This window comes from Phyllobacterium sp. CCNWLW183 (genome assembly GCF_037203775.1).
GTDB lineage: Bacteria > Pseudomonadota > Alphaproteobacteria > Rhizobiales > Rhizobiaceae > Phyllobacterium > Phyllobacterium ifriqiyense.
On the sequence record NZ_JBBCBN010000001.1, the window covers coordinates 670,942 to 685,440 of the forward strand.

The following is a 14,499-nucleotide window of genomic DNA, read 5'->3' on the forward strand; positions in this document are numbered from 1 at the left end:
CAAGGTCGTATGAAAAAGCCAGGCTTTTTTTGACTTTAGAAGGGGTACCAACGCATGGATTGGTTCTACTCATTCCCGAACATGAATGATGAGACGCTGCGTAATTTGAAAAAAACGATGGATGAGGGCTTTAAGGCTTTTACGCGCGAATATGGCGACATCATTGAATCATTCTTTGAGCCCCTGCAGTACTTTCTGATTCAAGCAGAACGTTTCATGACAGGCACGCCTTGGCCCATCATGGTACTGCTCATTGCAGGCATAGCCTGGCTTGCCAGCCGCAACTGGAAGATCGTGGCCGGAACAATCCTTACACTGCTTCTGATCGGCTATTTCGATATGTGGAGCGATGCGATGAAAACCATCGCAATGATCTTTGTTGGAACAGTCGTATCCATCGTCGTTGGCATCCCTATCGGCATTATCATGGCGCGATCCGACAGTTTCCAGAGAATCGTTAATCCAATACTTGACGTAATGCAGACAATGCCGAGCTTCGTATACCTGATACCGGTGGTCATGCTGCTCGGTATTGGCAAAGTTCCCGGACTTATCGCGGTGGTGATTTACGCCATTCCGCCAATGATCCGCCTGACTAATCTGGGTATCCGGCTTGTGGATAAGGACGTGTTGGAAGCTGCCGATGCATTCGGTTCATCGAGCTGGCAGCGCCTGAAAAACGTACAGATCCCCCTCGCCCTTCCAACCATCATGGCTGGCATTAATCAAACGATCATGATGGCGCTCGCCATGGTGGTCATTGCTTCAATGATTGGCGTGCAGGGACTTGGGCAACCGGTGCTGCGTTCTGTCAATGGACAGTTCTTCTCCCTTGGTCTTTTCAACGGCCTTGCCATTGTCGGCATTGCCATCATCTTCGACCGCGTTAGTCAGGCCTATGGCAAGCGTCTTCAAAAACATCAGGAGGTCGTCCATGGCTGATCAAACAATTCAAGGCGCGGGTATCAAGATCAAGAATCTTTACAAGATTTTTGGCTCGCGCGGATCTGCATATGTCGAGGCCGTAAAAAACGGCATGACCAAAACAGAGCTCAACGAGAAGCATCATCACGTGCTTGGCCTCCGCGATATCAATATCGATATGCCCGCGGGAGGAATTCAGGTCGTTATGGGTCTATCCGGTTCTGGCAAATCCACTCTCATTCGCCACATCAACCGCCTGATTGATCCAACTGCCGGTGAAGTTATCATCGATGGTACGGACGTCTGCCAGATGAACGAAAGCGATTTGCGCCAATTTCGCCGGCACAAGACTGCGATGGTTTTCCAGAAGTTCGCACTGTTGCCCCACCGCACAGTTCTTGACAACACCGTCTACGGCTTGGAAATCCAAGGCATTTCCCGCGATAAGCAGGAAGAACAGGCGCGCCGTTGGATTGAACGGGTCGGCCTCAAAGGCTTTGAGGACAACTACCCGAACCAACTTTCCGGTGGTATGCAGCAACGTGTTGGGCTTGCACGTGCGCTGACAAACGATGCGCCAATCCTGCTTATGGACGAAGCATTTTCAGCACTTGATCCGCTGATCCGCATGGACATGCAGTCTGTCCTTCTGGATCTCCAAAAGGAAATCAAGAAGACCATCGTTTTCATCACGCATGATCTTGATGAAGCGCTTCGCCTGGGTGACCGTATTGCCATTTTGAGAGATGGGGAGGTTATTCAGCAAGGGACAGGACAGGACATCGTTCTTCAGCCTGCCGATGAATATATCTCCAGCTTCGTCAAAGAAGTTAATCGAGGACGCGTGATCATGGTAGACACCATAGCGACAACTACCGGCGGTCCCGCAGATGCGGGCCATGTCTCGGTCGCCAGCGGGACTACCCTGGAAGAAGCCGCTAAAACCATGACCGACGCAAACCAACAATACGCTACCGTGGTTGACGAAAATGGTAAGTCGTTGGGCGTTCTGAGCATGAATAGTCTTATTCAGGCAATGGTTACACCGATCAGTCATCTGACCGCCGCTGCTGCCGAATAATAGGCTTACAAAAGGATCGCTCTGTTAAGCACAGCGCTCCTTATCAGCATCGAATGTCGTTTACTTTGCCCAAGGAGTCGCTCACGCCACGCATCCTTTTTTCACCTCTGGCGATAGTGATCCTATCGCCCTTCAAGGGTGTCATAGAGGGCATGCATTATGAGCGAACCTGCGATTGAAATCGAAAACACTGGTTCATCGCGAGATCATGGTAGGCGCGGAGGCCGATCCCGCCCACGCAGCATTGAAAGCGGCGCTTTCGACCAGCCCCCCCCTCGTCAGCTTAAAATTCCTCTGACACCGACCAAAGTGGTCTCCGATGATGAGCTGGAATCGATACACAATGCTTCGCTGAGAGTCTTGCAAGAGATTGGCGTTGACGTTCTGCATGATGGTGCCCGGGAAATCATGAAGAAGGCCGGTGCTGACGTGCGCCCCGGCACTGCACGCGTCCATTTCGACAAGGATATGATCCTTGAATATGTGGGACAGGCGCCATCCGAATTCACACTTCACGCGCGCAATCCGGCGCATAATGTCCGTTTTGGCGGCAATAACCTTATTTTTGCACAAATGGGTTCAGCACCAAATTGTTCTGATACAGACAATGGCAGGCGCTCGGGCAATCAAGCGGATTTCCGCAATTTCCTCAAACTGGCGCAGATGCATAATATCATCAATGCGACGGGTGGTTATCCGGTCGAACCCATTGATATCCATCCGTCTGTGCGACACCTGGAATGCATCCGCGATCTTGCGACGCTCACAGATAAACCATTCCATATTTATTCGCTCGGTAAGGAACGCAATGAAGACGGAATAGAGATTGCACGGATCGCTCGTGGCATCAGCCGTGAACAATTACAGGAGGAAGCCTCCTGCTACACGATTATCAATACCAACTCCCCGCTTAAACTGGATATCCCGATGATGGAAGGCATTATCCAGATGTCTGGTAACGGTCAGATCGTTATTGTAACACCGTTCACACTTGCCGGAGCAATGGCTCCGGTTACCATTGCCGGCGCATTGGTGCAGCAAAATGCAGAAGCATTAGCGGGAATTTCTTTCACTCAAATGGTCAAGAAGGGCGCTCCTGTCGGCTATGGAGGATTTACCTCCAATGTCGATATGAAATCCGGAGCTCCTGCCTTCGGTACACCTGAATACATGAAAGCGCAGATGGTCGGCGGCCAACTGGCCCGCCGCTACGGCATTCCTTATCGCACCTCCAATGTTTGCGCGGCCAATACGGTCGATGCACAGGCAGCCTATGAGTCGGTTTTTTCGCTTTGGGGAGCCATTCAAGGCGGCGCGAATTTCATGCTGCATTCAGCAGGCTGGCTCGAGGGCGGGTTGTGCTGCTCCTACGAAAAAATGATCCTGGATTTCGACCTCTTGCAAATGGTGGCGGAATTTCTGACCCCGCTTGATCTGTCTGAAGATGCGCTTGGCGTCGAAGCTATGCGCGACGTTGGACCCGGTGGACATTTCTTTGGCACGGCGCACACGCAATCGCGCTACAAAACAGCCTTCTATGCTCCAATCATCTCTGATTGGCGCAATTACGAGAGTTGGCAGGAAGCTGGATCCCCCACAGCGATCGAGCGCGCAAACCGGGTCTGGAAAGAGCGGCTCGCAACCTATGTCAAACCTGCGATCAACCCGGCTATCGAAGAAGAAATCGATGCTTTCGTAGCCAAACGAAAGTCTGAAGGCGGCGCTCCAACCGACTTCTAATTGGCTGACTCAGTTTCTCAACATCTTGAATCATATTTATACCCAAGAGGCTTAATTGCATGAAATCGCACGTTAAAGCAGTTGTCATCGGCGGCGGCGTTGTCGGATGTTCAGTCCTTTACCATCTTGCTCGTGCTGGCTGGACTGATGTCTTGCTGATCGAGCGCTCAGAGTTAACATCGGGTTCCTCATGGCATGCTGCCGGCGGCTTTCACACACTTAATGGCGATCCAAATGTAGCCAAGCTGCAGGCTTATACGGTCAGCCTTTACAAGGAAATTGAAGAGCTTTCCGGTCAATCATGCGGCTTGCATTTAACTGGCGGCGTCATGATGGCCGACAGCCCGGAACGCATGGACTTTTTGCGGCTAGCGCATGCACGAGGACGCTACCTTGGCATGGATACCGAACTGATCACACCGTCCGAAGCCAAAGCCATGTTCCCGTTAATGGACGAAAGCAACTTTGTCGGCGCCATGTGGGATCCGGTCGAGGGTCATCTTGATCCATCTGGAACAACACACGCCTATGCCAAGGCTGCACGCAAACTCGGAGCTGAAATATCGCTGCGTAATCGCGTCGTCGAATTAACGCAGGAGGTTGATGGCACATGGAACGTGATTACCGAGCAAGGAACGGTAAAAGCCGAACATGTCGTTAATTGCGGCGGTCTTTGGGCCCGTGAAGTGGGTCGTATGGTCGGACTGGAACTGCCCGTTCTCGCCATGGAACATATGTATCTCCTGACCGAAGATGTTCCGGAGGTCATGGAATTCAACCAGAGTACCGGTCGCGAGCTCATTGGCGTCATGGATTTCAAAGGTGAAATCTATACGCGGCAGGAACGCAATGGCATTCTGCTTGGCACCTATGAAAAGGCCGCGAAGCCATGGTCCCCGGTCAATACGCCTTGGGATTTTGGTCACGAACTGCTTGCGCCGGATATTGATCGTATCGCCCCTTCCTTGGAAGTCGGGTTCAAGCATTTTCCAGGCATTGAAAAGGCTGGAATAAAACAAATTATCAATGGGCCGTTCACTTTTGCACCAGACGGCAATCCCCTGGTGGGGCCTGTCCCTGGACTGACCAATTATTGGACCGCATGCGCTGTCATGGCCGGTTTCAGTCAGGGCGGTGGCGTTGGTCTGGCACTCTCCAACTGGATGGTGCATGGCGAGCCCGGATTTGATGTTTGGGGTATGGATGTCGCTCGCTTCGGTGAATGGGCAACCTTGCGCTATACCAACGCCAAGGTTCGCGAGAATTATTCTCGCCGTTTTTCCATACGATTTCCCAACGAAGAGCTACCAGCCGCGCGGCCTCAACAAACCACACCGCTCTATGAAACGATGCTCTCGCAAAATGCCGTGATGGGTGATTCCTGGGGTCTGGAAACACCGCTCTGGTTTGCACCCAAAGGCACAGAAGCGAAGGACATCGTTTCCTACCACCGCTCCAACGATTTCGAGCATATTGGCAAAGAGGTGCGGGCAACGCGTGAGCGTGTAGGCGTTACCGAAATTGCCAACTTCGCTAAGTACGAGGTTACAGGCATCGGAGCGGAAGCCTTTCTTTCCCGGTTGATGACCAACACAATGCCGAAAAAGGGACGCCTTGTCCTGACACCGATGCTCAATCACGAAGGCAAGCTTATCGGCGACTTTACGATTGCAAAGGCAGATGACGAGCGCTTTGTTATATGGGGTTCATCAGCGGCACAGCGTTATCACATGCGCTGGTTCCAAAAGCAGCAGCCAAAAGACGGTTCCGTTACTATTCATCGTTTTGATCAAACATTGGTCGGCTTGTCGATTGCAGGGCCGAAAGCACGCGATGTTCTCGCCAAACTTGTTGATGAAGATGTGTCCAATGCTGCGTTTCGCTTTATGGATTATCGGGAGATGGCCGTTGGGGGCGCGCCATGCAGGGTAAACCGCATTTCCTATACGGGCGATCTTGGCTACGAAATATGGATGGAACCAGCCTATCAAAGGCTGGTCTACAAGGCGATCAAGGATGCTGGCGCTGAATATGATATTGTCGATTTCGGTATGCGTGCCCTGCTCTCCATGCGGCTCGAAAAGAATTTCCCGACATGGTATCGCGAACTGCGGCCGATCTACGGTCCCTATGAGGGTTCAATGGATCGCTTCGTCAAGCTCTCCAAGAATGATTTCATTGGCAGGGAAATGGCAATGCGAGAAAAAGCAGACTTCGATGCTGGTACCAGCACGAAGTTACGCCGTGTCTCGCTTATCATTGATGTACCATCAAGTGATGATGCAGCAGATGTCATGGGCGATGAACCCATTTGGGCAAAAGTCTCCAAGGATTACGGTGTCGTTCAGGCCAGCCATGGCGTCGGTGCTCCGCGCTTCAATAAGGAAGGTGAAGTTGTCGCCAATGCTGGAGACATTGGTGCCGTGCAAGGCGAATGGCGTGTGGTTGGCTGGGTAACATCCGGCGGCTATGCCCACTATGTAGGGCATTCCATGGCACAGGGATATGTGCCTGCAGAACTTGCTGCAAATGAGGACCAGGGCTTGTTCGAAGTGGAAATCCTTGGACGCCGGAGAGCCGCCCGGATCAATATCGAGCCACCATTCGACCCATCAGGTGAAAAGATGCGCGGGTAATTCCCGCGATGAAATGAAAGGCAGGCCTTTGCGCCTGCCTGTCCAGCCAACAACGACAAGAGCACTGGCCGCCTCGTCATAGCGCTGGGCCAACTCCCATGATTTGCAATCTATGGCAGCAACGTCCGCACGACCGGTTGCTACGGCCTTAATAGATTTCCGGTGCCCACCCGTTTCGGAATGACTAATGAAGAGACCTAGTGTCTCGCCCAAAGCCTCAAGGTCGCGCTTCAGAGAAAGATATCCAGACATGGAATCGGGGCTGTTAAACGCGAGACGTTTTTGCCTGATTGTATCCAAAGGCAGATGGGGCTTTCCGTCGGGGGGAGCAGCTACGGCAACACCCTCACCGCGCCTCATTACAATCGGACTGGAATAAAACGCTTCCTTGCCGCCTTCTGTGCCGGAGTAGTCGTCCTGTCCCACAAGCCGGACATGTGGTTGCAGCCCGAGCTCCATCGGTCCCCAACAGGTCTGCGCCAATAAAAGAGCGGGATGACGCCAAAGCGTGGGAAGATCGAGTTCATCTGGCGGCAACGTCGCCGGGTCTGGGGCGATAATATTGCCCGCAGCATCTCTAATGCCCCCCGGGACCGCAGGCAGGTCGGCGTTGCGTCTTGTCAGGTGATCCGGTGCATCAAAGCTTTCTGCGCGAAGAATGTCACGCAGGAGGGACCATTGCGCATCCACTTCTGCACGTCGTTCCGGCCAATCATACATCGGCAAAGCCGCCACCAGAGTCATGCGCTATACTTAATCTTTCGGTGGCTCTGCGGGAATAGGTAAAGTTGAACCGCCCTGCATACTGATGCCATGACGCCGGGGACGAAAAGCCCGTGCTGTCGCAGGCTCACGTCTTAGCACGGGATGGACAACCTCTTGCTTCTTGCGGAATGCATAGGCGCGCAGAATTTCAAAATAGTTACGAAATACGTAGCCGCCATTCATCCGCTGCCATTCATCTCGTTGTTCATCATAGATTTGCGGCAGATCATACCAAGGTGCGGTGGGGCGCTTATGATGAACAAAATGCAGATTATTATTGAGAAAAAGCAGCGCCAATGGAGATTTCTCGACAATTATCGTCCGCCCATCAGGGCGCTCTGACCATTGATGTTCGCAATAGGTACGGATGGCGATGATTGATAATCCCCAATAAGCCGCGGTGAGCGTATAAATCCAGAGGGGAATATCAAACAAAGCCCAGACGACAACAAGCATGGGAATGAGACCAAGCAAGTGCAAAACCCATGCATTGCGTGTCTTACGTTCCCCGCCAGAGACGAGCTTGAACTCGCTTATAAGGAACCCGGCAACCATTAATGCAGGGCCAATTATAACCCGGCCGACAAGCGTATTGTTCCAGTTCAGCAAGATTTTCAAAGGCTTTGGCAGTTTGTTCCAATCACCCAGCGCGCGAAAATAGCTTTCCGGGTCATCATAAGGGTCGGTCAAGCGCTCATCAGCATGGTGTTTGAGATGCAGGTGCTTATAGCGCCTGAACGGGTAGAACATTCCAAGTGGTACGGAGACGAGCAGCTCGTTAATTGTCCCATTGCGTGTTGGATGACCGTGCAAGGCTTCATGTTGCAGTGACGAATGAAACGCGACTGCTAGGGCCATCAGCAAAAGCGCCAAAATCGGCATTGAGGGATAAAGATAAAGCCCTGCAAAAATCCAAAGCCCGTAACACAACACCATCAAACCAATAGTCGGCCATTCAATACGGTGCCATTTGTGATTTGCGGATGAATGAGAGGTATGTCGTTCTGATTCCATGTTTTTCATGGTCTCACTGTCAGGAACTGTCAGCAATGATACAATTGTGACTAGGTGTTGATTTTGCGCACCAAATAATGCATTTGTTGTACATTATAAACAAATAGTGATGGCCAGATGGATAAGCGAGATCTTTCGCGCCTGTTTCAAACGCGGATAAAAAGCCTTCTCAATCGTAGCGGCGAGAATCAATCGGCATTCGCTCAATCGGTTGGAATTGACCGTTCTGCGCTGTCACAGCTCTTATCTGGCCAGTCAACGCGGCTCCCCAGGGTTGAAACCTTGCTCAATATTGCTGAGCGACATTCGGTTTCCCTGGATTGGCTGCTGGGCCTTAGTCAAGATGAAGGGATTACCGGCGAGCTACGCCCAAGCATGGAGATTGAGGAAGGGCCGGATAATTTCGAGCGCACTCTTCTGGTCCGCTGGCATGCTGAAGCAACCGGTAGCAAGATTCGCTATGTGCCAGCGCGTATTCCGGATTTGCTGCGTACCCCTGCCGTCATCGCCTATGAAACATCCATGGTTCATCGCGATCCGGCGGCGCAAATGATCGAAACGGCCTTTCGTCTCGATTATAATCGCCAACCCGGTACAGACATGGAAGTCTGCATGCCGTTTCAAACTTTGAATGATTTTGCGTCCGGGAACGGAATCTGGAGCGAATTGACCAAGGACGTTCGCGCTGAGCAACTTGGACATATGTCGTCGTTGCTGGAAGAACTTTACCCCTCCTTCCGTCTCTATCTGTTCGATGGGCGCGAGAAATTTTCCGTGCCTTACACGGTTTTTGGACCTTACAGAGTCGCCCTGTTCGTTGGCGGTATGTACCTCGTCCTCAACACAACAGAATCTGTATTGACGATGCAGCGCCACTTTGACGGTCTGATACGCGTAGCGAAGGTCAACGCGCACGAAGTCGCCGGCTATGTTTCGTCCTTGACAATAAAATAGCCACAGCGTCGGGCCTTGTCGCATATGGGAATTGACCACATATAAAGATTTCTTTATATCAGCATATCATACAATTAAAGGACAACTTCGATGAACCGTGCGAACCCGCTTGCCGAACTGATTGCTGAAAAGGGTGTGCTATTGGCTGACGGTGCTACCGGCACCAATCTTTTTGCTGCAGGTCTTGAAGCAGGTGAAGCACCGGAGCTTTGGAACGAAGCGCAACCTGAAAAAATAACCGCATTGCACCAGGGCTTCGTGGACGCGGGTGCCGATATTATCTTGACCAACTCGTTTGGCGGCACACGGCACCGCCTTAAACTACACCATGCTCAAGATCGCGTTTTCGAGTTGAATAAGGCAGCGGCCGAATTGGCTCGAGGCGTTGCCGACAAGGCAAATCGGAAAGTTATTGTTGCAGGCTCAGTAGGCCCTACAGGTGAGTTGCTGGTTCCGCTTGGCGCTCTCACCGAAGAAGATGCGGTTGCTGCGTTCACAGAACAATTGGAAGGCTTGAAGGCTGGTGGCGTCGATGTTGCCTGGATCGAGACAATGTCTGCGCCCGGTGAAATTCGCGCAGCAGCGGAGGCAGCAGTCAAAGTCGGTCTTCCTTATGTCTATACGGGCTCCTTTGATACGGCCGGCAAGACTATGATGGGCCTGCCACCCAAGGAAATTCATGGCGTAGTAGACGGTTTGGCAGAACGTCCAGTCGCGGTTGGCGCCAATTGCGGCGTCGGTGCCTCGGATATATTGGCATCCCTGCTCGATATGAGCGAGGCCGATCCGTCAGCCACTATTGTAATCAAGGGAAATTGCGGCATTCCGGAATTTCGCGGCGCCGAGATTTATTATTCCGGCACACCTGAACTCATGTCCGACTATGCCCATATGGCAATTAACGGCGGTGCGAAAATCATCGGTGGGTGCTGCGGTACGTCATTCGAACATCTGGCAGCCATGCGCAAAGCGCTCGATAGCCATACACATGGACCACGGCCAACGGTGGAAGAAATTGTTGAAGTCATAGGGCCGATGCGCAACAAGCTCGCTGCCCATGCCGACAACACCCCCAAACGCGAGCGTCGTGGGCGGCGCGGTTAGAGCCTACGCAAACGCGGCCATGTGAAAGCGCTGCTGATCGGATACATATACGTGTTCCCGTCCAACGGGGCATGCCAGCCTCGCTTTGCATCCTCTATCCATGCATTCGAAACCGTCAGTCCAAAGGTGGTCCCGGCAGCGATCCACCGCAAAGCCGATCCCGTCAAAAGCTTGAACAGGACAGGCTGATAGACACGGTTTACTCAAACAGACATCACATGGATGAATGGTTGGAGACAGTTGCGAAGGCTCGAGAGCACTATCAAACAGTAACGCACCTCTAAACGCCTGCCACAGTCCATATTGGGGATGAATCAGCAACCCGAGCGGAGAAGCGGAAAGCCCTTCAGCGCGCTTTGCCCACTCCTGGAATGGCTGATACGGTTGGTCGGAAGGGAAAACGGCAAAGGCCCCCACACGCGTGGCGACTTTGTTTAGTATTTCCTTTGACCAACTATCCAGCGGATCATCCATATTTGACTGCGACTGCCGCCATTGACCGAAGTGCGGCCATATGGTCGAGCCGAAATGCCCGATCATTATCGCACTTTTGAAATCGGTATGTTCACCAAGGCTCGGGGCCGGTGTCTTGGCATCAAACATAAAACTACCGCGCGGAACAAGGCCAAAAGGCCTTAGTTCCGCAGCAATCCAATCCAACTTCATGTCAGCAGTCATTGCCAGACAACCTACCCCTTAACTGCCGAGGCCCAGACGTCTTTATGGATAAAATCGGCCACTTTAGCCCGGCCGTCTTCGGGCTTCTTTCAGGTGAATGCGTCGGGCATCGATGCCTTTTTCTTGGCAATAAACTCTTTGAGCGATTCATCGATTGCCGGATCAAGGTACGGCGCCTCGTAAGTCTCCAGCCAACGGCGGGCAAGTTCGTTGGCGCGCTGGTCGGCACGCTTTTCACCCTCAGCAAGCCATTGCTCATAGGAATTGTTGTCAGCAATGTTCGAACGATAAAAGGCTGTTTGGAAATTGGCCTGTGTATGGTCGCAGCCGAGATAGTGGCTGCCGGGCCCAACCTGCCTGATGGCATCCATAGCTTGGCCGTTTTCGGAAAGATCGACGCCTTCGGCGATTTTCTGGGCCATGCCGAGCTGGTCAATATCCATCATAAACTTCTCGTAAGAGGATACTAATCCGCCTTCGAGCCAACCAGCGGCGTGCAGCACAAAGTTTGTACCCGCCAGCAGCGTCGAATTCAAAGTGTTTGCACTTTCATAGGCCGCCTGAGCATCGGAAACCTTTGATGCGCAAAGCGAACCACCCGTGCGGAACGGCAATCCGAGCCGGCGTGCAAGTTGCGCAGCGCCGTATGACACAAGCGATGGCTCAGGAGTGCCAAATGTCGGTGCTCCCGATTGCATGGAGATAGATGAAGCAAAAGTACCGAAAATGACCGGAGCGCCTGGACGAATCAACTGAGTAAACGACGCCCCCGCCAGAACCTCGGCCAGAACCTGCGTCAGCGTCCCAGCCACGGTAACCGGGCTCATTGCGCCCGCAAGAATGAATGGCGTGACGATGCAGGCCTGATTGTTGCGTGCATATACTTTCAATGCGCCCAACATCGTCTCATCGAAAACCATCGGTGAATTTGCGTTAATAAGGCTGGTCAGCACTGTGTTCTGGTCAAGATAATCTTCACCAAACACAAGTTTGCACATGGAAATTGTATCTTCAGCCCGCTCGGGTGCAGTGACAGATCCCATAAATGGTTTGTCGGAATATTTGATATGAGCATAGATCATATCAAGATGGCGCTTGTTTACAGGCACATCCACCGGCTCACAGACTGTACCGCCCGAGTGATGGATCGAGGGGGCCATATAGGCGAGCTTCACGAAATTCTGAAAGTCGGCAATGGTCGCATAGCGACGATTGCCATCGAGGTCGCGAACGAAAGGCGGACCGTATACAGGGGCAAAAACTGTCGCTTTCCCACCAATCTGGACCGACCGCTCCGGATTGCGCGCATTTTGCGTATAAACTGAAGGCGCTGTTTTCAAAAGTGAGCGTGGCAAACCTTTTGGAAAATGAACCCGCTCGCCTTTGACATCAGCGCCAGCCTCTTTCCACAGTGCGAGGGCCTCTGCGTCATCGCGAAACTCAATACCGATCTCTTCCAGCACTGTGTCGGCATTGGCTTCGATAATCGCCAAACCTTCCTCGTCCAGCACCTCATAGGTATTTATCTTGCGGGTAATATAAGTCAGTGATTTTCCAGGCCCGCCACCAGACCGTGCGGCACGGCGCGCGGCAGCTCCAGCTCCTGCGCCACGACCGCGGCGAACACCACCGCCTGTTTCCGCCTCAGCGGAAGCATCAACTGACGTATCCTCACTCATTTTCTTATCTCCTCAGCGCTTCGTGAGCGCAGGCTTTTCCTTCAACAGACCAAATCCTAACCGCATAGCCTGCAAGAGCGTTTCCGTGTGCGGCACCCGGTGGCGCATCGGAGACAACCAACAGTCGTTTTCGTCATTTACGAGGTCGCATTTAAGCAATGTGTTTTCAGCAACTTGCCCGATATGATAGAGAAACGCCAGAACCCTTGTTTACATCTGCATGAGGCGCGAAAGGAAGCATAGAAATGGCCGACGATGAAATCATTCTTTCGGAGCTTTCAGACGAAGAACTCGTCGAGCAAATGCACGATGATCTGTATGACGGCCTCAAGGAAGAGATCGAAGAAGGCACAAACATTCTGCTTGAACGCGGCTGGGTGCCCTATAGGGTCCTGACTGAAGCGCTAGTGGAGGGAATGCGTATCGTCGGCGAAGATTTCCGCGATGGTATCCTCTTCGTGCCGGAAGTTTTGCTGTCAGCCAATGCGATGAAAGCAGGCATGTTCATCCTCCGCCCTCTCCTTGCAGCAACCGGCGCGCCCAAGCAGGGCAAGCTGGTAATTGGCACTGTTAAGGGTGACATTCATGACATTGGCAAGAATCTCGTTGGCATGATGATGGAAGGCGCAGGGTTTGATGTGATTGACCTCGGCATCAATAATCCCGTTGAAAATTATCTGGCGGCCATTGAAGAGCACAAACCCGATATCCTTGGCATGTCGGCGCTTTTGACCACGACAATGCCGTATATGAAGGTCGTCATCGACACGATGAAGGAAAAAGGCATTCGGGACGACTATGTGGTACTCGTCGGCGGTGCACCGCTTAATGAAGAGTTCGGCAAAGCAGTCGGCGCGGATGCCTATTGCCGCGATGCGGCGGTTGCCGTTGAAACTGCAAAATCCTACATGAAGCGCAAACATAATCAGATGTCGGGCGCATAATTACGAAACGGCCGCATGATAATGCAGCCGCTCGTTCTCAGTAAAATGGGAGAAAGCGCCATATTGGCGCTTTAATTATTGAGCAGAATTTGCAACGCGGTGGCCTGCGTTCTGAGTTGCATTTACAGTATTTGCAGCATCGGCACCCACGCCCCGAATGGTATTTGCGCAGCCCGCTAGTGTAACTACAGCAAGAATAGCTGCAATCGGAGCAAAGTGTGATAGTTTCATGGAAATGTCTCCCGTTCTGATAAATTAAATCCAACGTTCGCATAACGCGATGGAGCAACATCGGTTCCATGAATGTTAGCCGAAACCACACAATTCAACCGGAGCCTGTACGGATCATTGCTTGCGGAATGATTGCACGCGAAGTGCTTGCCATTCGCGAACAGTTTGGCCTCGATCATTTACAGTTGATATGCCTGCCGGCGGAGTATCACCACTACCCTGACAAAATAGCGCCATCTGTTGATCAAGCTATTCAAAAAGCCAAGGCCGAAGGTATAACAAACATCTTCATCGGTTATGCTGACTGCGGAACGGGCGGTTTGCTGGATCGGGTATGCGAAAAGCACGGTGTGGAACGGATTGCTGGCCCTCACTGCTTTTCATTCTATGCGGGTAACGACCTCTTTGCCGCACAATGGGATGATGACATGACATCATTTTTCATGACAGATTTTCTTGCCCGCCATTTTGACGCCTTCATGGTCAAACCCTTGGGATTGGATCGCCATCCGGAATTGCGGGACATCTATTTCGGCAACTACAAAAAGATGGTCTATATGGCACAAACAGACAATCCGGAACTGAGCGTAAAAGCTGAAAAAGCCGCAGAGTTCTTAGGATTGGCTTACGAGCGTCGGCTTACCGGCTATGGCGACCTGGTACCTGCACTGAAGGCGGCAGCCGGTCACTGAACGGCTTGCCTCCCCCAATGTCAGCGAGTTTAATTTCTCTTTGTTTTTTGATTCCAA

General features: G+C 52.2%; 12 protein-coding genes. 8 read left to right on the plus strand and 4 right to left on the minus strand.

The window, feature by feature from the left end; translation table 11 throughout:
- The first annotated feature begins 54 nt into the window (after nt 1–54).
- The 4 genes from V9K95_RS03160 to V9K95_RS03175 all read left to right on the plus strand — a co-directional run bounded on the left by V9K95_RS03160 (nt 55) and on the right by V9K95_RS03175 (nt 6,381).
- Nucleotides 55–942 carry an ABC transporter permease gene (locus tag V9K95_RS03160; protein WP_115052665.1) on the plus strand — a complete coding sequence of 296 codons (888 nt, stop codon included), beginning with the start codon at nt 55–57 and terminating at the stop codon, nt 940–942.
- Between the two features lie 7 nt (nt 943–949).
- Nucleotides 950–2,005 carry a quaternary amine ABC transporter ATP-binding protein gene (locus tag V9K95_RS03165; protein WP_370878870.1) on the plus strand — a complete coding sequence of 352 codons (1,056 nt, stop codon included), beginning with the start codon at nt 950–952 and terminating at the stop codon, nt 2,003–2,005.
- 159 nt (nt 2,006–2,164) lie between these two features.
- Nucleotides 2,165–3,745 (plus strand): trimethylamine methyltransferase family protein, encoded by a 1,581-nt coding sequence (locus tag V9K95_RS03170; RefSeq protein WP_336439842.1) that lies wholly within the window; start codon nt 2,165–2,167, stop codon nt 3,743–3,745.
- A gap of 59 nt (nt 3,746–3,804) precedes the next feature.
- The gene (locus V9K95_RS03175) at nt 3,805–6,381 is read left to right on the plus strand and encodes a GcvT family protein (RefSeq protein WP_336439841.1); all 2,577 of its coding nucleotides are present in this window, start codon (nt 3,805–3,807) and stop codon (nt 6,379–6,381) included.
- On the opposite strand, the gene V9K95_RS03180 is transcribed toward V9K95_RS03175, so the two are convergent.
- Nucleotides 6,358–7,125: a phosphate/phosphite/phosphonate ABC transporter substrate-binding protein gene (locus V9K95_RS03180; RefSeq protein ID WP_336439840.1), complete on the minus strand. Its 768-nt coding sequence runs from the start codon at nt 7,123–7,125 to the stop codon at nt 6,358–6,360. The genes V9K95_RS03175 and V9K95_RS03180 overlap by 24 nt on opposite strands.
- Before the next feature lie 9 nt (nt 7,126–7,134).
- On the minus strand, nt 7,135–8,160 hold the full coding sequence (locus tag V9K95_RS03185; protein ID WP_336439839.1) for a fatty acid desaturase: 1,026 nt from the start codon (nt 8,158–8,160) through the stop codon (nt 7,135–7,137).
- A 117-nt stretch (nt 8,161–8,277) separates the two neighbouring features.
- Here V9K95_RS03185 and V9K95_RS03190 point away from each other — a divergent pair, with 117 nt between their 5' ends.
- Both V9K95_RS03190 and bmt read left to right on the plus strand, forming a co-directional pair.
- The gene (locus V9K95_RS03190) at nt 8,278–9,114 is read left to right on the plus strand and encodes a helix-turn-helix domain-containing protein (RefSeq protein ID WP_336439838.1); all 837 of its coding nucleotides are present in this window, start codon (nt 8,278–8,280) and stop codon (nt 9,112–9,114) included.
- A 90-nt stretch (nt 9,115–9,204) separates the two neighbouring features.
- Complete coding sequence (gene bmt, locus V9K95_RS03195; protein WP_336439837.1) at nt 9,205–10,218, plus strand: betaine--homocysteine S-methyltransferase; 1,014 nt, start codon at nt 9,205–9,207, stop codon at nt 10,216–10,218.
- 767 nt (nt 10,219–10,985) lie between these two features.
- Here the strand turns inward: bmt and V9K95_RS03200 are convergent.
- Nucleotides 10,986–12,575: a trimethylamine methyltransferase family protein gene (locus V9K95_RS03200; RefSeq protein ID WP_115052656.1), complete on the minus strand. Its 1,590-nt coding sequence runs from the start codon at nt 12,573–12,575 to the stop codon at nt 10,986–10,988.
- A gap of 245 nt (nt 12,576–12,820) precedes the next feature.
- On the opposite strand from V9K95_RS03200, the gene V9K95_RS03205 reads away from it, so the two are divergent.
- Nucleotides 12,821–13,519 carry a corrinoid protein gene (locus V9K95_RS03205; protein WP_336439836.1) on the plus strand — a complete coding sequence of 233 codons (699 nt, stop codon included), beginning with the start codon at nt 12,821–12,823 and terminating at the stop codon, nt 13,517–13,519.
- A gap of 75 nt (nt 13,520–13,594) precedes the next feature.
- On the opposite strand, the gene V9K95_RS03210 is transcribed toward V9K95_RS03205, so the two are convergent.
- Nucleotides 13,595–13,750 carry an entericidin gene (locus tag V9K95_RS03210; protein WP_115052654.1) on the minus strand — a complete coding sequence of 52 codons (156 nt, stop codon included), beginning with the start codon at nt 13,748–13,750 and terminating at the stop codon, nt 13,595–13,597.
- 68 nt (nt 13,751–13,818) lie between these two features.
- Here V9K95_RS03210 and V9K95_RS03215 point away from each other — a divergent pair, with 68 nt between their 5' ends.
- Complete coding sequence (locus V9K95_RS03215; RefSeq protein ID WP_336439835.1) at nt 13,819–14,442, plus strand: DUF1638 domain-containing protein; 624 nt, start codon at nt 13,819–13,821, stop codon at nt 14,440–14,442.
- The last annotated feature ends 57 nt before the right edge of the window (nt 14,443–14,499 follow it).